Origin of the sequence: Pseudoalteromonas porphyrae (genome assembly GCF_001298125.1) — a bacterium.
GTDB lineage: Bacteria > Pseudomonadota > Gammaproteobacteria > Enterobacterales > Alteromonadaceae > Pseudoalteromonas > Pseudoalteromonas neustonica.
In genome coordinates this window covers 30,411-52,797 of record NZ_LHPH01000005.1, presented here as the reverse complement: position 1 = coordinate 52,797, position 22,387 = coordinate 30,411, and the positions used below count along the sequence as shown (strand labels likewise).

General features: G+C 40.7%; 16 protein-coding genes. 10 read left to right on the top strand and 6 right to left on the bottom strand.

Annotation, left to right across the window (positions count from 1 at the left end; translation table 11 throughout):
* Positions 1–41: 41 nt before the first annotated feature.
* The 3 genes from ADS77_RS05910 to ADS77_RS05900 form a co-directional block, all read right to left on the bottom strand.
* The gene (locus tag ADS77_RS05910) at positions 42–1,118 is read right to left on the bottom strand and encodes a FecR family protein (RefSeq protein ID WP_054453390.1); all 1,077 of its coding nucleotides are present in this window, start codon (positions 1,116–1,118) and stop codon (positions 42–44) included.
* Entirely contained in the window at positions 1,115–1,672 is a 558-nt protein-coding gene (locus ADS77_RS05905; protein WP_054203534.1) for a sigma-70 family RNA polymerase sigma factor, read from the bottom strand. The genes ADS77_RS05910 and ADS77_RS05905 overlap by 4 nt, the downstream gene beginning before the upstream one ends.
* A 138-nt stretch (positions 1,673–1,810) precedes the next feature.
* Positions 1,811–2,689, bottom strand: coding sequence for a LysR family transcriptional regulator (locus ADS77_RS05900; RefSeq protein WP_054453388.1), 879 nt, complete (start codon positions 2,687–2,689; stop codon positions 1,811–1,813).
* 118 nt (positions 2,690–2,807) lie between these two features.
* On the opposite strand from ADS77_RS05900, the gene ADS77_RS05895 reads away from it, so the two are divergent.
* Complete coding sequence (locus ADS77_RS05895) at positions 2,808–3,455, top strand: peroxiredoxin-like family protein (RefSeq protein WP_054203532.1); 648 nt, start codon at positions 2,808–2,810, stop codon at positions 3,453–3,455.
* Positions 3,456–3,459: 4 nt separating this feature from the next.
* The gene (locus ADS77_RS05890) at positions 3,460–4,224 is read left to right on the top strand and encodes a haloacid dehalogenase type II (protein ID WP_054453386.1); all 765 of its coding nucleotides are present in this window, start codon (positions 3,460–3,462) and stop codon (positions 4,222–4,224) included.
* A 56-nt stretch (positions 4,225–4,280) separates the two neighbouring features.
* On the opposite strand, the gene ADS77_RS05885 is transcribed toward ADS77_RS05890, so the two are convergent.
* On the bottom strand, positions 4,281–4,883 hold the full coding sequence (locus ADS77_RS05885; RefSeq protein ID WP_054203530.1) for a TetR/AcrR family transcriptional regulator: 603 nt from the start codon (positions 4,881–4,883) through the stop codon (positions 4,281–4,283).
* A gap of 240 nt (positions 4,884–5,123) precedes the next feature.
* Between ADS77_RS05885 and ADS77_RS05880 the strand changes: the two genes are divergently transcribed.
* The 8 genes from ADS77_RS05880 (at position 5,124) to ADS77_RS05845 (ending at position 16,916) form a co-directional block, all read left to right on the top strand.
* The gene (locus ADS77_RS05880; protein ID WP_054453384.1) at positions 5,124–6,326 is read left to right on the top strand and encodes an efflux RND transporter periplasmic adaptor subunit; all 1,203 of its coding nucleotides are present in this window, start codon (positions 5,124–5,126) and stop codon (positions 6,324–6,326) included.
* A gap of 14 nt (positions 6,327–6,340) precedes the next feature.
* Positions 6,341–9,514: an efflux RND transporter permease subunit gene (locus ADS77_RS05875; protein ID WP_054453382.1), complete on the top strand. Its 3,174-nt coding sequence runs from the start codon at positions 6,341–6,343 to the stop codon at positions 9,512–9,514.
* A 121-nt stretch (positions 9,515–9,635) separates the two neighbouring features.
* Positions 9,636–10,286, top strand: a complete 651-nt coding sequence (locus tag ADS77_RS05870; protein WP_054203527.1) for a PilZ domain-containing protein — start codon at positions 9,636–9,638, stop codon at positions 10,284–10,286.
* Between the two features lie 68 nt (positions 10,287–10,354).
* Entirely contained in the window at positions 10,355–11,410 is a 1,056-nt protein-coding gene (locus tag ADS77_RS05865; protein WP_054453380.1) for an agmatine/peptidylarginine deiminase, read from the top strand.
* Entirely contained in the window at positions 11,407–12,300 is an 894-nt protein-coding gene (locus ADS77_RS05860; protein ID WP_054203525.1) for a carbon-nitrogen hydrolase, read from the top strand. The genes ADS77_RS05865 and ADS77_RS05860 overlap by 4 nt, the downstream gene beginning before the upstream one ends.
* A 37-nt stretch (positions 12,301–12,337) precedes the next feature.
* A complete protein-coding gene (gene mfd, locus ADS77_RS05855; RefSeq protein ID WP_054203524.1) occupies positions 12,338–15,811 on the top strand; it encodes a transcription-repair coupling factor in 3,474 nt (1,157 codons plus the stop codon).
* Positions 15,811–16,647 carry a peptidoglycan binding protein CsiV gene (locus ADS77_RS05850; RefSeq protein ID WP_054453378.1) on the top strand — a complete coding sequence of 279 codons (837 nt, stop codon included), beginning with the start codon at positions 15,811–15,813 and terminating at the stop codon, positions 16,645–16,647. Before mfd ends, ADS77_RS05850 begins: the two co-directional genes overlap by 1 nt.
* A 17-nt stretch (positions 16,648–16,664) precedes the next feature.
* The gene (locus ADS77_RS05845) at positions 16,665–16,916 is read left to right on the top strand and encodes a hypothetical protein (RefSeq protein WP_054453376.1); all 252 of its coding nucleotides are present in this window, start codon (positions 16,665–16,667) and stop codon (positions 16,914–16,916) included.
* Positions 16,917–17,015: 99 nt separating this feature from the next.
* On the opposite strand, the gene ADS77_RS05840 is transcribed toward ADS77_RS05845, so the two are convergent.
* Together ADS77_RS05840 and ADS77_RS05835 are read right to left on the bottom strand one after the other, a co-directional pair.
* Positions 17,016–18,368, bottom strand: a complete 1,353-nt coding sequence (locus ADS77_RS05840; protein WP_054203521.1) for a hypothetical protein — start codon at positions 18,366–18,368, stop codon at positions 17,016–17,018.
* Between the two features lie 402 nt (positions 18,369–18,770).
* A complete protein-coding gene (locus tag ADS77_RS05835; protein WP_054453375.1) occupies positions 18,771–21,470 on the bottom strand; it encodes a TonB-dependent receptor in 2,700 nt (899 codons plus the stop codon).
* Between the last annotated feature and the right edge of the window lie 917 nt (positions 21,471–22,387).

The window sequence follows — 22,387 nt, the reverse complement described above, 5'->3', positions numbered from 1 at the left end:
GTAACTTACAACACTTTATTTAAACAAGTAAGTAGGCATGCTTAGCTGTTATTGCTATGTTTTAGGCTAACAATATGTTCACCTAATCGTTCATGATCAATGGCTAAATTTAATTTAAGGCTATCAAGTAAACCAGCAATATCACCCGCTTTAAAAACACCTGCAACTTTAAGTGAAGCTAACGCTGGATCCGTTAGTTCAAAGCGAGTAGCAGTGTAACGACTTACTTCTTGCAGCGCTTCGCTCAGGGGTTCTCCATTAAAAATTAGCATACCATGTTGCCATGCTAAATCTCGCTGAACATCATCTTGTGTTAATTGTTTAATCGGCTTTGTGATACTTTCTTTTATTAATGCTTTTTCACCTGAGATCACAATACTGGCATTAATATTTTTTACTTCAAGTGTGTCGTTACTTGCATCTTGTAATTGCACAAAGTGCTCTGCATTTACTTCAACCGCAGGGTCTGTGATCATCACTTTGCCTTCAGTTACAACCAACTCTAAATCAGAAGCTGCATTGCGTTGTACATTAAAGACAGTCCCTAATGCTGTAAACGATTTATCACCCGCCATGACACTAAAAGGTCGTGATGCATCTTTTGCCACATTAAAACGCCCTTCACCGCGCGTTAAAATCAATTGTCGGCGATTTTGTGTGTAGGCCACTTCTAATAAACTATTGGTATTGAGCTGAACAATCGTGCTATCGGGCAACACATACGTTGCTTGCTCACCCACTTTAGTGCGATAAATTTTGCTATATTTAGCCTGCTCTTGTGGAGCGCTAGGCCAATGCTCAATGCCGATAAACATAAAACTGGCAACCAACATAGCAGCAAAGATACTCGCAGCCACAGAAAAACTAAAACGCGGTGCACTGTGCTGTGAAGGCACTTGTTTATTAGGAAACAGACTACTCAATTCATTCAATACACTCAACTCATCCCACAATTGGGCAAGCTCAAATACAGCGTCTTGGTGTGCTTTACTTTCCTTTACCCATACTTGGAATGCGGCACGTTCAGTATCCGACAAACCACGATCCATAGCACTTATCCAGCGGCTTGCTTTGGCTTGAATTGCGTCTTTTGATGAAAATTGATGAATATTACTCATTTTCCTACCCTCCTGGTAAGGGTGTCTTTATCGGCGACAGACTCTGAAGGATGTTCTTGCTGCTGCATGTATTGCATTGCTTTTAGTAACCCTTTAGCAATGTGCTTTTCAACAGTACTTTCACTTAAATTCATTTGCGCAGCAATTTCTTTTTGGCTCATGCCATAGACTTTTTTTAATATAAAACATTTACGTACTGGTTGACTTAATTGCTCTGTTGCTCTGCAAAAAAGTAAGAATCGCTCTTTAGATGTAACTTCATCTTCTAACTGCATCGATGATAAATTTTGCTGATAATCATCACTGCTATCAAGAGAATCATTATATTGGTTATCCCATTTCGCAATGTGATTAAGCGCCAAATTTTTTGCCGTTTTTAGCATATAACTGTGAGTATATTTTATATCTTGCTTTAAATCGGCTTCATAACTTTTAACAAAGGTTTCTTGTACGATATCTTCAACATCGTCAGGTAGTACTATTCGTGATACAAATCGTCGTAGTTGTGCAGACAATTCAATAAATGTAGTCGTTACTTTTGTTCCTCGCGTCATCCTTAACTGCCCCTTGTTAATATGAATACGCTAAGACTACGAGTTTTAGCGCCAATTACAAGGTTAATTGTTAAATTGTCGTTATTATGGGTGCAAAAAAGTAACAAATTAAATACAATCGCTTTAATCAGAGCGTTATTATTCAAATATCGACTTCATAAAAGCATAGAAAACTTCTGTTTTTTGCGTTGTTAAACTATTTTGCGGCTTTAAAAACCATACAGGTGCATCATCGTCAGCCAAAATACCGGGTAACACTTCTACTAATGCACCACTTTGTAACTCTTCTGCGATAGCTAATTTTGACTTTATGGCAATGCCATGTCCAGCAATCGCGGCTTGTGTCATATTGTCAGAATTAGAAATCGTAAACCGTGTTTTGGCATTCAAATTTACAATTTCCTGTTGTTCATTTAGTAACTTTAATTGACGCTGCCAAGGTAAACAGACCCAATAATGATTGACTAACTTCGAAAAACTAGTAGGCATGCCGTGCTTTTCTACATAGCTTGGTGCTACACATAGAATACGCCGATTATTTACTACTTTGCGCGAAAGTAACCCTGAATCATTCAGTTTTCCAACTCGGATAGCAATATCCTGAGCATCATCAACAACATTTACGAAGTTATCAGAAATTAAAAAATCTAACTGTAAATCAGGGTAACGTTCTTCAAATTCGCTTAATTTGGGCATTACAAACTTCGAAAAGACCCAAGGAGGCATAGTCACCCTGAGCAAACCGCTAACAGAAGAACCTCGAGCACCGATACTATGTTCCGCATCATGTAACGCTTCCAAGATGGTGCCGATACGATGGTAAAATATCTTCCCTTCTGGGGATAAACGCATACGGCGACTATCTCTAAATATTAAAACCGTCGACAATTCTCGCTCAAGCTTAGCCAACCGATGGCTCACTGTTGCAGGCGAAAGCCCTTGTGCACTTGCCCCAGCTAACACACCTTTATTTTCCACAATCGCTATAAATGTTTCTAAATCACTAATGCTGTACATAACCAACCCTTTTAAAGCATTTGAATTTTTCGAATTAAGCTTTCGTTTTTGCAGTGTTTATTTAATTAAACCAAACACTATACTCGCTTATATTAAATGATAAACAGGAAAACTAATCATGACTTTAAAAGCACAAATAGACGACTACAACCTAGCCAAAATTGCTAAAGTGCCTAGCGACATTCTCGCGCTTATGGATGCTACCACTGAAGATTTAATTGCACAGCATATTGAATTTAATGCATTAAAACTAAACCAGTCAATAAATGATTTTACGTTAAATAATCACCTTAATGAACCCGTCACTCTATCCACGCTATTAGAGCAAGGCCCCGTCATTATTAATTTTTATCGCGGTGGCTGGTGCCCGTACTGTAATTTAGAACTTAAAGCCCTCAACGAGATGCTTCCTGAGTTTAAAGCCGTAAATGCTCAGCTGATTGCGATATCGCCACAGCTCCCTGATGCATCATTATCAACTTTTGAAAAGAATGAATTAGCCTTTAATGTACTCTCTGATACGAGTAACAAAGTTGCTAGGCAATTAGGTTTAGTGTTTACATTAGATGAGCGATTAAAACCTATTTATGCACAATTTGGTTTAGATATCCCTGCTGCCAATGGAGACAATAGCTATCAACTCCCTCTACCTGCCACCTATATCATTAACCAAAAAGGTCATGTGATTTATGCTTTTGTTAATAGTGATTACACATTACGCGCAGAGCCCTGTGCTATTTTAAATGCGCTACAACAGGACTGTTAATATTATGGTGTTGTTTAAACAACTTAAAACGCTAACATTAAGCTTACTTGTAGCTTGTCAATTTATAGGAGGCGATCTTATGGCTGCTGAAAAGACATTAGCGCAACCAAAAGTAATTATTTTTGATGTAAATGAAACCCTGCTCGATCTTGAATCTATGCGAACATCTATTGGGGCTGCGTTGGGCGGGCGAGAAGACTTACTACCATTATGGTTTTCAACTATGTTGCATCACTCTTTGGTAAGTACGGCAATTGGTGACTATCAAGACTTTGGAAAAATTGGTGTGGCATCGCTGCTAATGGTTGCGCAAAACAACGCGATTAAACTCAATGTTGAGCAAGCAAAAACAGCGATTGTTACACCACTACTGAGTCTTCCGGCTCACTCGGATGTAAAAGCAGCACTGCAAATACTCAAAGATCGTGGTTATAAATTAGTTAGTTTAACTAATTCATCAAATAACGGGGTTAAAACACAATTTGAAAGTGCCGGTTTAACCGACTTTTTTGCAGCGCGCTACAGCATTGAAGATATTAAAATCTATAAACCTGACTTGCGTGCTTATGAATGGGTGTTACAAAAATTACAGGTAAAACCTGAAGAAGCACTAATGGTAGCCGCGCACGGATGGGATGTTGCGGGCGCAAAAGCAGCAGGCTTACAAACGGCATTTATAGCACGCCCTGGTAAAGCACTCTATCCGCTTGCAAAAACACCTGACTACAAGGTGAATGATTTAACTGAGTTAGTAGCGTTACTTAAATAATAACGTCAGTCTTTAATTAATCCTAGGGCAATCAGTTGATACCCAGCATCAAGTTTTTACTTTTCAAGCTTGATGCCACTGATAAAAAAGCGCGATGTTAAATCCACAAGCTGCTCTAAGCGCGCTTCATCTAAAGCGGGCTTCCATTTAATCACTTGCTCCCAATACGCCATTTTTTTTAAACCACCATAAAAAAATGCAGCGGCAATATCAGCAGGTACATCATTAAGTACACCCGCGCTTTGAGCTTGTTCAAACCACGTTAGTAGGCCTTTTTCACAGTCTAAAAACTTTACTTCAAGGCGAGCTGCTTGCTCTTTATCTCGCATAGATTCAATAATCACAATACGTGACAATGTTAGGTAATCTTCATCATTGCCCAAAGATAAACAGAGCTTTGCCAAATCTTTTAACTGATCATAAATTGGTATGTCTTTTAAGTATTGGTAACTCTGTAATTGTGCAATGCGTGCTAAAAGTAATGATACAACTTCATCAAATAGTGCTTGCTTGTTTGCATAGTGCTTATAAAGCGTACGCTTAGATACAGTGGCTTTTTTAGCGATGGCTTCCATCGTAGTACCCGCTAACCCACGGCGCGCAAATTCATGTATCGCAGCACATAGCACATCATTTTGTTTGTTATTACTCGATTCCATAATGCCCCCAATATCAATACAAACATTGTAGCATTATTTTTTGTATTTGAATGCTAAGAGTAAAAAAGTAAACGCAAGTGTATACCTATTAAAAATTAAGGTATACACTTGCGTTTACTTAAGCTGAATAAAAGTAATTTGTCTTTACATGCTGGTCATAAAACCAGCTAAATGCCATACTCAGGCAGCTTAATACATGCTTAAAATATTATACTTAACAATTGGAACTGTGGAGTAAACATGCGTCAGTCTTTCGCACTATCAAAATTGTCTCTTTCTTTCTTTTTATTTGCCTCAACAGCCTTACTTTTACAAGGTTGCAGTGAAGCCCCACAAACACCGCAAGCGGCTATGCAACCAGCCTCTGTAGCAACCGTGATTGCCGCAACTGAAGATGCGCCTTTTACAATTGAATTACCTGCAACACTTTCTGGCTCAAAAGAAGTTGAAGTAAGAGCACGCGTAACCGGTATTTTAGAATCACGTAACTTTGACGAAGGTCAAACAGTGACAAAAGGCCGATCATTATTCACCGTTGATTTAGAACCTTATCAATTAGCGCTAGAACGTGCCCAAGCCGCCTTTGACGGCGCAAAAGCATCACTCGTTCAAGCACAAAGAGATGTAAAGCGATTAGGTAAACTGCGCGCTGAAAAATCTGTTTCACAACGTGATTATGATAACGCCAGCTCGACTACAGACATCGCGAAAACTAATTTAGCAGCCGCTAAAGTTGCGTTAAAAGAAGCACAATTAAATCTCGAGTATGCGCAAGTTAAAGCGCCTGTTGCAGGTGTTATGGGCCGTGAATTTGTCTCTGAAGGCACTTATGTTTCAGGTCCTGATTTACTGCTAACGCAAATAACCCAGCTTGATCCTATCCGTTTACGTTTTGGTATTTCGGAGCGTGAACAATTGCAAATGCGCCAAGATGAAGCTAACGGTTCACTAACATTGCCACAAAGCGGTCATTGGCAAACTAGCATTAAACTGCAAGATGGCTCTATATATAGCAAAAGTGGCCTAGTTAACTTCTCTGATGTACGCATTAACCCAAATACGGGCACCAGTGAACTACAAGCTATTATACCCAACCCTGATTTTAAACTTCGTCCGGGTCAATTTGTTCGCGTGAGTTTAAAAGGTGCAGTGCGTAAAAATGCGTTTGTTGTGCCACAGCGCGCGGTACTTGATAACGGTATGGGGAAATTTGTCTACGTTGTAGCTAGAGGTGAGCAAGGTGGCACTATTGCCCGACCTGCGCCTGTTGTTGTTGGTGAGTGGGTGCAAAAGCCAGCAAATGCTGGTGATAAAAACTTTTGGTTAATTAAATCAGGCATTAACGCAGGGGATGAAATAATTGTCGATGGTATGGCACGTATCTTCTTCCCTGGCATGCCGGTAGCCGTTAACAATGCAACACACAGCGTAAGCGCAGAATAGGCGCAGGGAGTATTATGTTTTCTCGTTATTTTATAGACAGACCTATTTTTGCATTTGTTATTTCAATTGTTATTGTATTGGCTGGCTTAGCTGCAATGCGCAGTTTACCCATCGCACAATACCCTGAAATAGCCCCTCCTGTTGTGCAAGTAACTGCAGCTTATCCGGGTGCATCTGCTGAGGTGCTTGAACAAACCGTTGCAGCGCCTATTGAGAATGCGATCACTGGTGTTGAAGGCATGATGTACATGGCTTCTACATCAACCAGCTCAGGCGCAACCACGATTGAGGTAATCTTTGAAATTGGTACCGATATTGACCAAGCGGCTGTGAACGTCAATAACCGCGTTAAGCAAGTTGAAGCGCGCCTACCTGAAGAAACGCGTCGTCAAGGTGTGGTTGTTCAAAAAGGCTCATCAAGCTTCTTGCAAGTTCATGCCTTTTATTCTCCCGATGAAAGCCGCAGCAGCTTGTGGACCTCAAATTACGTTACCCTCAATATTTTAGATCGTATTAAACGTATACCTGGAACCACCAGCGTACAAATATTTGGTGCGAAAGATTACGCTATGCGTATTTGGTTACGCCCAGATGTAATGAGTCAATTAGGTGTTACCGTTGAAGAAATAGCAGGTGCTATTCGCTCACAAAATTCACAATACGCTGCGGGTAAAATTGGCGCTACGCCAACCTCCCAATCAGCCCAAGAACTGGTTTATAGTGTTACCGCACAAGGGCGTTTGTCTGAGCCAAGCCAATTTGAAGAGATTATCATTCGTTCAAATTTAGATGGCAGTAGTTTACGTTTGAAAGATATTGCACGTGTTGAATTAGGGTCAAAAGATTACAATTTCAGCGGTACTATTAACGGTAAAGAAGCCGTACTTTTAGGTATATTTTTACAACCTGGTGCAAATGCACTTGATGTAGCTGAAGAAGTAAATGGTGTACTGGCCGAAATTAAACAACAATTCCCTGTCGGTCTTGCGCATTTAAACTCTTACGACACCACTCGCTTTGTTGAAGTGTCTATTCGTGAAGTTGTGATCACGCTTATTGAAGCAATGATATTGGTTTTCTTGGTCGTGTATCTGTTTTTACAAAATTGGCGCGCGACGCTAATTCCAACATTAGCGGTACCAGTGTCTTTATTAGGTACCTTTGCTGGTATGTACATGCTTGGTTATTCTATTAACTCACTCACTCTGTTTGGTATGGTGCTGTCCATTGGTATTGTTGTTGACGATGCCATTGTTGTACTGGAAAATGTCGAACGGATTATGCATGAAGAGCATGTCAGCGCCCACGAAGCTGCCATAAAAGCAATGAAAGAAGTATCAGGTCCGGTCGTCGCGATTGTACTCGTACTTTGCTCTGTATTTGTGCCCATAGCCTTTTTAGGTGGCTTAACCGGTGAGTTATTCCGCCAGTTTGCGATTACCATCTCAATTGCAGTGAGTTTATCTGGTGTCGTCGCATTGACCATGACCCCCGCGTTATGTGTACTTATTTTAAAACAAGAACATAAACAAACAGCCTCCTTCTTTTTATGGTTTAACCGTATTTTTACTAAAATAACCAGTAAATATGTTGGCGCGGTTGGCTATATGGTTCGCCGTGGCGCATTAGGTTTATTATTAATGATTGGCATGGTGTCTATTACTATTGGACTTTGGAAAAATACCCCTGGTTCTTTAGTCCCTGATGAAGATCAAGGTTATTACATCTCCGCTATTTTCTTACCTGATGGTTCATCGCTTGAACGCACTGAGGAAGTAGTAAAAGAAGTAATTGCAGCAGTGCAATCAAACCCAGCTAATGAAAACGTGGTTGCTTTTACAGGCTTTGACTTTATTGGTGGCGGTTATAAAAATAGTGCCGCGACCTTGTTTGTTACCCAAAAACATTGGGATGAACGCGAGATAGATACAAAAAGCCTCGTCAATGAGCTGTTTATGAAAACTGCACATATTAACGAAGCCTTAGTACTTGCATTTAATCCCCCTGCTATTTTTGGTTTAGGCAGTACCGGTGGTTTTGAGTTTTATATTCAAAACAAAGGTGCTGGTGGCCCCGAGAAACTACAACAAGCCATGGGAATGATGATGGCTGAAGCACAAAAGAGTCCTGTTTTAAGTGGCTTGCAAACGCTTTGGCGTCCTAATGCCCCACAGCTAAAAGTAAATGTTGACCGCGAACAAGCACGTGCAATGGGTATTGAAATTGACGATGCCTTTACTGCCCTTGCCGGCACGCTGGGCACTTACTATGTAAATGACTTTAACAAGTTTGGTCGTGCATGGCAGGTATTGATGTCTGCTGAAGCTGAGTTTAGGATGAAGCCTGATGACATTGGCCGTATTTATGTTAAAAACAACCAAGGAACCATGGTGCCAATGTCTGCATTTACAAATGTCGATTTTAGCCGCGGGCCTGAGAGCCTTAACCGCTACAACAATTTACCGGCGGTAAAACTGCTCGGTAATGCAGCTCCCGGTTATAGCTCTGGTCAAGCAATTGCTGAAGTGGAACGCATCGCAAAAGCCGTGTTACCACCTGATATGACCTACGATTGGACAGGCTCTGCATTCCAAGAAAAACGAAGTTCTGGCACTACAGGTATCGCACTTGGCCTGGCTGTTATTATGGTATTTTTAATTCTTGCGGCTTTATACGAGCGCTGGTCGTTACCATTATCAGTTATGCTTGCACTACCATTTGGTACATTTGGCGCACTGGTGTCAATTTGGTTAGTCGGCATGACAAACGATGTTTACTTTCAAATTGGCTTAGTAACACTCCTTGGCCTGGCCAGTAAGAATGCCATATTAATTGTTGAATATGCCCTTATGAAGCACCAACAAGGCTGGAGTGCCAGCGCCGCAGCACTTGAAGCAGCACGCTTGCGTTTTAGGCCAATAATTATGACATCATTAGCGTTTATTTTAGGTGTTGTTCCATTGGTACTTAGCTCTGGCGCAGGAGCTGGTGCACGTCATAGCGTTGGTACAGGCGTGATGGGTGGCATGATGGCCGCCACTTTCTTAGCCGTGTTTTTTGTACCATTATTCTTTTACTGGCTAACAGATCGTAAGCTAAGTGAAAAACGTTCTCGCACTGAGCTAGCGGATGAAATAGCCCTGCATCATAAGCGTGAAAATGTAGATACACCTGAAAGTAATTTATAATTAATAGCGATTAAAAATATAAGGGCAAACAGTAGTTTGCCCTTTTTTATGGGTGTCAGATAACTAGCAATTTCTTCTCGCGAGCGCTACTATAATAGTTCGTGCGTCGAGGAGCCTTAATATGAACAATGAAAAACTAACTGAGTTTGAGCAATATTTTCAAATTGATGAAAGTAACCGTGTAAATCTATTTGCAGTTGACCCTCATGCGGTTCCCAAAACTCTCGCACAACTCGAAGCTGATATTCCCCCATTATTTAAGCTTGCCAATGAAGTCAGTGAATTAGAGTTAAGTTCATTACGGCCACTGCGTAACTTAGGCGATATAGCACAAGAACTTGCCGTATTTTTACAAGCACAATCGCGTAAAATAGACCTAATAATGAGCCATATATTGGCATCAGAACAGCCCGAAGATAATACAATGTACTGCGATAGTTATGGCGGTGGCGGTGTTAAATTCACCTCAGATAGCGTGTATTCATTAGGTCACACATTTCGCACAAAATTGTTTTTACAGCATGAAGCATCTGCCGTTTATTGTTATACCGAAGTCGTTGCGATTGAAAAGCAAGATGACGATCAATATCAATATACGCTGCTATTTATTGCCATTCGTGATTCAGATCAAGAACTCGTTGTTCGCGCTACTTTACATGCACAAACGCGACAGCTCAAAAAACGCCAACAACAGCAAGCGCTCGATACGCCTTTAGATGGATCATTCCAAAACGATAAAAGCACAAACACACCAACAAAACCTGAACATTAACCATGAAAAAGCTGACTTCTTCGGCCGAAATGCTAAACTAGCAACACCTTTGTTTGTTTATTAAATCCATGAACTTTAGACTTTTACCCGAATGGGCCGAGCAAGACGCTGTCATGCTAACATGGCCTCATCAAGCCACTGATTGGCGTGATAATTTAACCGCTGTTGAGCCCGTGTATGTACAGCTTTGCCAACATATATGTAACGTTCAACAGTTAGTGATCGTCGCGCACGATGACACACTTAAAACACATATAACGCAATTATTGCTTACCAATGATGTTGATTTAAGTCGCGTGCATTTTGTAGTGACTCCATGTAATGATACATGGGCACGCGATCATGGACCTTTGACCTGCGCATCGCTTGATAACCCCGCAGAACTAACAATAAACGACTTCACGTTTAATGGCTGGGGTAACAAGTTTGAAAGCACATTGGATAATCAAATTAATGCAGTGCTTGTCAAACAACTCGCTCATTCCAATAATCAATATCAAGCCATTGATTTAGTACTTGAAGGTGGGGGTATTGAAATAAATGAACACGGTACATTGCTCACCACACGCGAGTGTTTACTCAACCAAAATCGTAACCCGTCACTGAGCACTGATGATATTGAGCACGTTTTACGTACTCAGCTGGGTGCAAACGACTTTTTATGGGTAGACCATGGTTACTTAGCCGGTGATGACACCGACAGTCACATTGATACTCTCGTGCGCTTTGCACCTAACAATACCCTTGTCTATGTAAAATGTGACGACAACAATGACGAGCATTACAGCGCCCTAGATGCGATGGAAAAACAGCTTAAAAGCTTTACAACTCACACAGGCAAACCATACACATTAATTGATTTGCCATGGCCTAAAGCTGTATTTAACGCTGACAATGATAGGCTCCCTGCAACCTATGCGAATTATTTAATCATTAACAATGCCGTGCTTGTACCGACGTATAATGACAGCAATGACGCATTAGCCCTTGAACGTATACAAAGCGCCTACCCTAGTCATAAAATTATTGGTGTGAATTGTTTACCAATCATTGCACAATTTGGCAGTTTACATTGTATTACCATGCAATTACCGCGTGGATTTTTAGCCGGAGGCCCTAAGTGAATAGCCCTGATAAGTTAACGGTTGCCCTAGTGCAACAAACAAATAGTGATAATGCCGACGAAAACATGGCAAAATCAATCGCAGGTATTCGCGATGCCGCAAGCCAAGGCGCGCAATTAGTGGTGCTTCAAGAACTCCATCGCAGTCTTTATTTTTGCCAAACTGAAGACGTTGATGTATTTGATTTAGCTGAAACAATACCTGGCCCTAGCAGTAATACTTTAGGCCAACTTGCTAAAGAACTTGGCATTGTTATTGTCGCGTCACTTTTTGAAAAACGTGCAACAGGGCTTTATCATAATACAGCCGTCGTACTTGAAAAAGACGGCACTATTGCGGGCAAATACCGTAAAATGCACATTCCTGACGACCCAGGCTTTTACGAAAAATTTTACTTCACACCAGGTGATCTTGGTTTTGAACCAATTCAAACCTCGGTTGGTAAACTTGGCGTGTTAGTATGTTGGGATCAATGGTTTCCTGAAGCCGCACGCTTAATGGCTATGGCCGGTGCTGAGCTACTAATTTACCCAACAGCTATTGGCTGGGATCCGCGTGATGACAAAGGCGAACAAGCTCGCCAAAAAGATGCTTGGGTGATCTCTCAACGTGCGCATGCCGTAGCAAACGGGGTCCCTGTGATCAGTTGTAATCGTGTTGGCCATGAAAATGACCCGAGTGCTCAAAGTAACGGTATTCAATTTTGGGGGAATTCATTTATTGCGGGCCCTCAAGGTGAGCTACTCTCTGAGGCTAATACAACTGATGAACAAATTTTAGTAATCGAACTTGATCAAAAACGCTCAGAAAACGTAAGACGTATATGGCCGTATTTACGGGATCGTCGAATCGATCATTACCAAGACTTAACTAGAATCTATCGCGACTAAAATAGTGACCTTGCGAGGTCAAATAAAGGAGTAATAAATGGCGTTTGCGCAATGGGCAGCCTTGCCTTGGGTAAAATCTCAAAAAGATAAAATTCAATGGGGGCAACTCACCGGTAGCGGATTAAGTATTGCTATCGCTCAAGGGGTTCAGCAACAAGACGGTTTGGTATTAATCGTCACACCTGACACGCCCAGTGCCTTGCGCTTAGAAACTGAATTAGAGTACTTATTACCAAATCATCCGGTCATGGTGTTTCCTGATTGGGAAACTCTTCCTTATGATCATTTTTCGCCACACCAAGATATTATCTCAGCGCGCCTAGCAACATTAAATACGCTCAAAAAAGAACAACAAAGTGTATTAATTGTGCCGGTTTCAACCCTAATGCTACGCACTGCTCCTGCATCATTTATTTATGGCTCCACTATAAACTTTAAAGTGGGTGATATTTTAGATACCCATAGCTTGCGCAATAACTTAGAGCAAGCTGGTTATTTACATGTGCAACAAGTAATGGAACACGGTGAGTATGCAATTCGAGGCTCTATTGTTGATTTATACCCAATGGGTAGCCCGCATCCTTTTAGGCTTGACTTTTTTGATGATGAGCTTGATTCAATTCGCTTATTTGACGTTGAAAGCCAACGCTCTGACGATAAAGTAGAAAAAATAGAGTTACTGCCTGCCCATGAGTTTCCAACAAACGAAGCTGATATAGAGCGTTTTCGTATTAATTACCGCTCAAAATTTGGAGCTAGCTCTGAGCAAGACTCAGTCTATATGCAAGTCACTAAAGGAAACTGGCCGGCAGGTATTGAATATTACATGCCGCTATTTTTTGATCAATTAGCCACTATTTTTGAATACCTCCCTGATACAACGACGGTAATGCAATTAGGGGATGTTGAACATGCCGCGGATAATTTTTGGCATGACGTAAATGTCCGATATGAAAACCGTCGTGTTGATCCGCTGCGCCCACTACTTGAACCTGTCAGCTTATATCAACCCATTAATGAGCTGTTTTCAAATTTAGGTAACTTTGCCCGCATTAAACTCTCGCAGGCTAAGCTACCTACCAAAGCGGGTAATAAAAACTTAGCCACATTAGAACTCCCTGCAATCCGTATTGACCATAAGCTACATGAGCCCTATCACGCATTTATTGACTACGTCAGTACACAGAAAAAACAAAAAGGCCGTGTTTTACTGTCTGTTGAATCGGATGGTCGCCGTGAGTCATTACTGGCAATACTAAAACCGAGTGGATTAAAGTTAAAAGAATTTAATACGTTTGATGAATTTACAGCAAGTAACAGTGATGTTGGCTTAATTGTAAGCCCACTTGAACAAAGTGTTGTGCTAAGCAGTAAACCACCGCTGACTATTATTACTGAACAAGAATTACTCGGCATAAAAGTATCGCAACGACGTCGTCGAAAGCATAAATACGAAGCAAGCCAAGATGCACTAATACGTAATTTAGCTGAGTTAAAAGTAGGCCAGCCTATTGTTCACCTTGATCATGGTGTTGGCCGCTACCAAGGGCTACAAACCATTGACGCCGCAGGTCTAGTCACTGAATTTGTCACTATCACCTACTCGGGTGAAGCAAAACTCTACGTCCCAGTGTCAGCACTGCATATGCTAAGCCGCTACTCTGGTGGTGAAGAAGCAAGCGCCCCGCTTCATAAACTTGGATCTGATGCATGGGACAAAGCTAAAAAGCGTGCAGCTGAAAAAGTGCGTGATGTTGCAGCTGAGCTATTAGATATTTATGCGCAGCGCCAAGCTAAACCAGGAAATGCATTCGCTCTTGATGGCGCAGCTTATCGTGCGTTTAGTGATGGCTTCCCGTTTGAAGAAACAGACGATCAGCGCAGTGCCATTGAAGCGGTGCTCGGTGATATGCAAAGTAAACAAGCGATGGATCGACTAGTATGTGGCGATGTTGGCTTTGGTAAAACCGAAGTCGCTATGAGGGCTGCATTTGTCGCTATTAATGATGATAAGCAAGTCGCGGTGCTTGTACCGACCACTTTACTTGCCCAACAGCATTATGAAAATTTTAAAGACCGTTTCGCTGATTTTCCAATTGAAGTGGGCGTTTTGTCTCGCTTTAATTCTCCAAAAGAACAAAAAGACACACTTGAAAGAATGGCCAATGGCAAGCTAGATATCGTGATTGGAACGCATAAACTAATCCAACAAGATATCATTTTTAAAGATTTAGGCTTATTAATTGTTGATGAAGAGCATCGCTTTGGTGTTCGCCAAAAAGAAAAAATTAAATCACTACGTGCTGATGTAGATATATTAACGCTGACGGCCACTCCAATTCCCAGAACATTAAATATGGCCATGAGTGGTATGCGAGACTTATCAATTATCGCCACACCACCTGCTAAACGCCTTGCGGTTAAAACTTTTGTGCGCCAACGCGACGCCGAATTGATACGCGAAGCCATACTACGAGAGATTAAACGCGGTGGCCAAGTTTACTTTTTACACAATAACGTAGATACCATCGACCGCGTTGCTGAAGAGATCAGCGAATGGGTACCAGAGGCAAGTGTTGCCTCTGCTCATGGGCAAATGCGCGAGCGTGATTTAGAGCAATTGATGAGTGAGTTTTATCATCAAAAATATAACGTGCTCGTGTGTACGACCATTATTGAAACCGGCATTGATATCCCGACCGCAAACACGATTATTATGGATCGTGCTGATAAACTTGGCTTAGCGCAGCTTCACCAATTGCGCGGTCGCGTTGGACGTAGCCATCATCAAGCATACGCTTATTTACTAACAGGTAACCCTAAAGCGCTGTCTAAAGATGCTGTAAAGCGCCTAGAAGCCATTGAGTCACTAGAAGATTTAGGCGCAGGTTTTGCGCTGGCAACTCACGATTTAGAGATCCGCGGCGCAGGTGAGCTACTTGGCGATGATCAATCAGGGCAAATGCACACCATTGGTTTTAACCTATACATGGAAATGCTTGAGCAAGCCGTCAAGTCACTGCGTGATGGCAAAGAGCCAACACTTGATAACTTATTACAACAACAAAGCGAAGTGGATTTAAAATTAGCAGCACTGTTACCTGATGATTATATCCACGATGTAAATGCACGATTGGGCATGTACAAACGCGTTGCCAGCTGTGCTAATGTAGATGATATGGATGAATTACAGGTTGAATTAATTGACCGTTTTGGTTTATTGCCTGATGCGGCTAAAAACTTATTCAGCCTTCAACAACTTAAGCTAAAAGCCAGCGAACTGGGAATTAAAAAAATTGAGGCAAACCCTAAAGGAGGTTATTTTGAGTTCAGCCAAGATACAAAGGTTAATCCTAGCTTCATTATAGGTTTGATACAAAGTGCGCCTAAGGTGTACAAAATGGATGGCGCAAATAAATTGCGTTTTGCGATCAATGAGGCAAGTGCCCGTGAGCGTTTAAAAATGGTCACTGCAATGATTGCAGATTTCTCTAAAAAGGTTAGCCATTAATGTTGTTTAAAAAGTCCCTATTATTGTTGTGTTGTGTATTTAGTAGCACTGCATTTGCTGAACGCTGGTTTGAAGTGGAAGTGCTGATCTTTAAGCAACGCCCTGCCCCCTACATGCAAGAAGATTTCAGCTTAGATAAAGACCCGGTAAAAAAATCTAATAATCTTGATTTACTGACACCTATTTATGAAGAGCAAGCCAAACAAGATTGTATTAATGGTGATAGTCGTTTTAACTCAGCCTCTTTTACTGATTCATTAATAAGCGTTAGTCGTTCAAACTTGTGTGATGAGAGTATTGATTACCTAAGTAGCTACAACGTATTACCTTTAAGCCCTTTAGCGCCAGTAAGAGATGACATGGAGCAAACGTACCTGTTAGCGCCTGAACAATTAAAATTCATACCCCAGCAGCAATCACTTGTTCGTAAAGGATTGAAACCGCTATTGCATACGGGCTGGCGTTTTAAAGGTGCAAGTAAATCACGATCTGAACACATTTCGTTATTTGGCGGGCAACTGATACCAGCCCCCTATATAGCTAAAACAGCGAACTACCAAGGTGATGATTTTATTAATCAAGTTAGCTTCAATTCTTCATTACCTACCACAGAAGAAAAAGCCAGCGATAGCTGGGAGCTAGAAGGGGTTTTCAATATTTACCTTCGTCATTATCTTTTCATTAACGCAAATTTTGACATCAATGAAGCATTACCAACAGGCGATATTCAGCGTGCTCGTTTTTCACAATTTAAGCGCGTAATTAGCAATGAAGTTCATTATTTTGACCACCCGAAAATGGGCATGATAGTACAAATTAGAAAGTTCAAACACTAAATAAAGGAAGTTAAAAAATGAAAAAATTATTAATAGTTGCTGCCATTTTAACGTTGTCGGCTTGTTCAAAAATCAATTTAGAAAATTACGAAAAAATTGAAATTGGTATGAATAAAACTGACGTTGAAGCAATATTGGGTGCAGCTGACAAATGTGTTGAAAAAACGCTGCACACTAACTGCACATGGGGCGGTGGTGATAAAAAGATTGAGATCACTTTAGTCTCTGATCGCGTCTCGTTATATAGTAAAACAGGCCTAGAAAAATAATAGCCTCACCAGATGGTAACTGATCACCATCTGGTTTTTATAGCCAAGCCACTGATCAAAGAAAATAGAATAACAGCTTCACTCAGCTCAACGAGAAAATTATTTTTCACTGTAAATCAGCTCTATATTTACAATTTTACTTCTATTTAAAGTGATTTTATAGCGCTGATGCGTTACTTTATCAGCACTGCTATAAACGACTACCAAGTTTAGCTGATAGCGACGCTCCACACTTTGTTTAGATATTTTATTATTTTCAACATTATACAGCTTACCTTCACCTTTTTTTAAATAACGAGCAAAAGGTGCCAAGTTAAATTGCAGTGTTTGCTGCAAACTATCATAACCGGGTAAAAACTCTTTGGCATTAACTCGCGTTTCACTGGCAAAATGTAACCATTGCGCGGCTTGTTTGTTCTGTTGTCGTCGTTTTGAAAATATATTCCTCACTTGCTGCGGAATATGTTTAAAGCGAGTGTATTCAAGCCAAATATATTGTGTTGAAATTTTATCTTTCGTAACACTGTTATTAAATTGAAAGCGCCACTTCGGCCGTCCTTTTACAATTGCTCGCCAAATAACCCGGGTTATATCTTCTTTAAATATTTCACGCATACCGTAAATAGCACCAAGAATAATAATCAATGTTGCTGTTACTTCTGTAAAAGTGCTGCGTGCATTAAGTACAACCAACATGACTAAGGCCATTATAACTGCCGTCACGCTGCCTTTTACTAACCGCTTTAAATAACTATTTAAATGACGAGTTTGTCTTGTTAATACGACGCCATGCTCAATTAAACGCTGTAACAAACGCATTTTATTAGTAATACGGTTAGCATCTTTAAGTGTTGAATCTGAGTTGTACTGCTGCTCTTGGCGGTATGTTTGTTCAAACTTACAAAAATTCAGCAAATCAGTGCGTTCTTTTGCGTGATCGCTACTTCGTGGGCCTTCATCCAGTAACCTTAAAAATGACTGTTCAATTTGCCAACTCAAATAATTATCGGCATTAGTGTAAAATGAAATTAGCTTTTCATCTTCTGGGGTATAACGGCGCAATTTTTTTAGTAAGCTTTGGCTTTGTTCACACAGCTCAATGGCCCGTTGATAAAACTCATCAAGTTCTTCTATTTTAAGCGCTTCTTTGATATCCGTTTCAATAGCTAATCTGACTTGATAACAATAAAGGTTAAGGTTCTGCCGATAATCTTGCTGTTCACCTTTATTTTTACTGACAAAACGGCTTCGTACTAAAGGTAGGTGAATATTATTGGCGTTATACGCTAAATAAGATTTAAAGTGGTTATTGAAGTAAGACTCTTCGGTTAAGGTTTGTGGGTTAATACCCATCTCATTTGGGATAGAGAAGTACAAATCAATGCGTTGCTCAGAACGAGGGCTGAGCTCAGGTTCGATAATAAAGGATAAGTTTTCATCCTGCTTTAACAATCAGTTCTCCTATTAAATATGAGATAACCTAAATTTTAGTTACAGACGTTAGTTTACTGCTGCCCTTGGATTTGTTCAACAAAAAAGGCCTAGTAAAACTAGGGCGTGTTGACCTTTGTGGATTGAAATTTGTTCAATCTAGGGGCGATTTAATCGCGGCGCGAGGTTTGTAACCTAGCGGGCTAAGTAAAAACCGAGCAACAAAGAATTAATCGCCCCTAGGAAGAACCCTTTGGGCAGCGCATGTTTGGCATTTATACTGCGTTATCACCTATTTATGGGGAACAACCACACACCATAGGCTCTGCCTTGCCTAAATACCAAACATACTGCTGCAAAATCAATCACGAAAGGCCAACACGCCCTAGGCCTTAAAAGTAATTTAATCTAAGTGTCGGTTACTTAGAACTTAATGCTCATGCTTGCAAAGAAACGACGACCTAATACATCATACGTATACGGGTCCGTATTTGAATCATTATTACCAGAGTAATATGGAGGCTGCTTATCAAATAGGTTATTGATACCCGCAGTCAATGCGACGGTTTCATTAATTAGGTAAGAGCCGCTCACATCATGATAAACAACACTCGGTGTTGTTGGCGCGTAGCATGTATCTTCCTTACCTATACACTTAAAGCTGTCCATACCTGAAATATAACGCGCTTTATATTGAGCGTCCCAGCTATCTCCAGCAACTTTAAGGCTAAGATTAGATTTGATTTCTGCATAGCCACCTGAGCCAGAGGTGATCACACCAGCGTATTCAACTGGGTCTCCAGTCACTTGTTTAACATATTCATCAAGGTAAGTTGTGTCTAATCCTGCGCGCCAATTAAGACCCGCTGCCTCAAAGTTATATGCCAAATTCAAATCATACCCTGAGGTTTTTTCAGAGCCTATATTCTGTATTTTGTTATTAAATTTGATGCGTCCTGTTGCATCAATAGAAATACCTGCTGATTGGCACAGTGGCGTTGTCGCGTTAGCCGCATTATTTAAGCATTGATCAACTATATACTGACTATCGACCTTTGTAATTGCATTTTCAATATCAATATCAAAGTAATCAACCGTCATTGAGAAACCATCAAACCACTGTGGTTCATAAACAAGGCCAACAGTTAATGTATCTGCTTCTTCAGGGGTTAACGCTGAATTACCACCAACCGTTACTTCTGCTTGTTTTTGCGCGCCAGGGTAATCTACTTGATCAAATGATGGAGAATTACCTGAGTAAAGTTCATTGACTGTCGGTGCACGAAAAGCGGTAGACACAACACTACGTAGCATTAATTCATCATTTGCTTTCCACGTTAGGCCTAATTTCCATGTTTCATCTGAACCAAAGGTACTGTAATCAAATGCGCGAATGGCTGCACTTAACTCAACATGCTCAGCAAATGGTTTATCAGCAAGTAATGGAATTGCAAGCTCAAGATAAGCCTCATTGACATCAAAGCCACCAGAAGTCGCTTCAACACGCGGATCATTAGCCAAACCTTGTGCCGTTAATGAGTCTGGGGTGAACCATGCTTTTTCTTGGCGGCGTTCTACACCAGCCGCAAATGCTGCATAACCCGCAGGCAGTTCTAGCAACTCACCACTAACAGCTGCGGCTAGAATAAATAACTGACTCCCACCATTATTTACTTCAGTGTAAACATTTTTGCGGAAATTGTCTGAAACCCACGCCTGTTGATCAAGTGGATTAAATGTACCTGCGTCAATTTGATCACCAATTGCGCCCATGTTATGAAGATTACTTAGCTTATCAACCGAGTCATTGCGGCCAAAGTTAGCCGACACATCCCATGCATAATCTCCAATTAGACCTTCAGCACCGATCACAGCACGTACTGTATCTACTGATTGCTCAAAATAACGTTCACCCGTGTCTGACATACGGCGACCATATGAGATTTTATCACCGTACTTATAGTTCATTTCTTGCGTTACGTAGTTACCATCCGCATCTTTATCAAGGTAACCATCACCATCAAGGTCAACTCGTTGATCGTAGCTTTGATTAAGCATTGAATCGCCCATTGCCTGCGTATATTCAAAATCAAACCAGACAGGCTGCGGCGCCATTTGTTGCTCTGACCAGCGTTTAGTATACGTAAACTCAGTAAATAAGCTGGTATCGTCAGATAGTTCGTATGTTGCTATACCTGTTAAGTTTAAACGCTCCATTGGCGTATAAAGGTAACTTGTTGGTGAGTAATTATAGCTGTCTTCATTGGTGTAACGGTGGTAATCACCGCCACGGCCAGTTACTCCGTCATCATCAATTAGTGAAACTTGTGTATCTTCACCTTTTGCATTTACCGTTGTGCCTTTTGCACCGTTACCATTCCATATATGGCCACCTTCATTGTAGGCAGAACCTGTACAGAATAAACCGTCAACGCCTTCATCTATTGGGCACTTAGAAAAATCACGATCTGCTTGAGATGCTTTGCCACGATCTGTGTACTGCATACCAATCACGATATTACCTTTATCAAAACTGCTACCGACTGTGAAGTCGATTGAATTCTCAGATGCATCACCCTCACCTGTAATTGCAGTATTTGCGTTTAATTCAAGGCCTTCAAAATCATCTTTTAAAATAATATTTACAACACCCGCGACCGCATCACTGCCGTAAACAGCAGATGCGCCATCTTTTAACACTTCAACTTGCTTGATCATTGATACGGGAATGGTATTTAAATCAACAGTTGATGCAGCGCCAGTCCCTGAATTGATCATACGACGACCATTAACTAGTACCAATGTTCGTTGCGCGCCTAAACCACGTAGATCAATACGAGCGTTACCACCAGAGCCATTATTAACCCCAGGGTTTGTCATTGCTCCGCCTGTTGCGGTCATTTTTTGTAACACGCTATCGATACTTGTTGCACCCATAGCTTGTATATCATCGGCGCTGATCAACGTTATTGGGCTTGCGCTTTCCATATCTGAGCGTTTAATGCGTGAACCTGTGACTTGAATTTTTTCTATAGCTTGAACTTCGTCAGCAGCTACAACTTCAATGCTGGTGAACATAGGAATAGCCGTTATAACAGCTAAGCTAATTATTGATTTTTTCATGTAATACCCTACTTGTTGGAAAAATACCTAATTTAGGCAGCGCTCGTTTTATTTAAGAATGTCGAGATAGCGCAGCGCAACTTAGGGGGATTTAACTGAACGAAAACTGAATGAAAAAACAAGGAGCTTTAAGTCTGTTTTATGGCTCCCTAAACTAGGGAATAAGGTGAATGAATGTTTCATTGTTAATTAATTAAAACAATTAAAAAACAATCAATTAAAAAAATAAGAATGCATTTAAACTACGAATGAAATTAATAACGATAAATTTGTAATCAACTGTAATTACTTGTGAAAATATCCAAAAAAGCTAAATTTACAACTTAATTACACCATTTTATAAAAACCGCAAAATGGACTTTTTTTACTAACGAATTCGATGGCTAAACAACGACGATTAAGTTCATTATCCGTCAACAAATACTCACCCCACCCAAGATAGAAGCGCCGTTGGAGTAAAAAAGGTTGTATGTAAGATAGTGGTTGCAAGTAATTCTACTATCAGAATCAGTCCTTTATAAAAATAACGCCTAAGAATATAGATTAAGGGTCTGTTGACCTTTCAAGGTTAAATTTGTAAAGGTCAACAGACCCTTAATAATGAGAGAATAGAATGATCAGAATGCACACTCTACACGTAATGAAATATGACTAACCGAGGGGATATACCCTTGCTGCTTATGTAGTGAATAGGTATTCAAATAATTGAATCTAGAAATTGGGGCGTGTTGACCTTTCGTGATTGATTTTGCAGCAGTATGTTTGGTATTTAGGCAAGGCAGAGCCTATGTCGTGTGGTTGTTCCCCATAAATAGTTGATAACGCAGTATAAATACCAAACATGCGCTGCCCAAAGGGTTCTTCCTAGGGGCGATTGACTCTTTGTTACTCGGTTTTTACTTAGCCCGCTAGGTTAC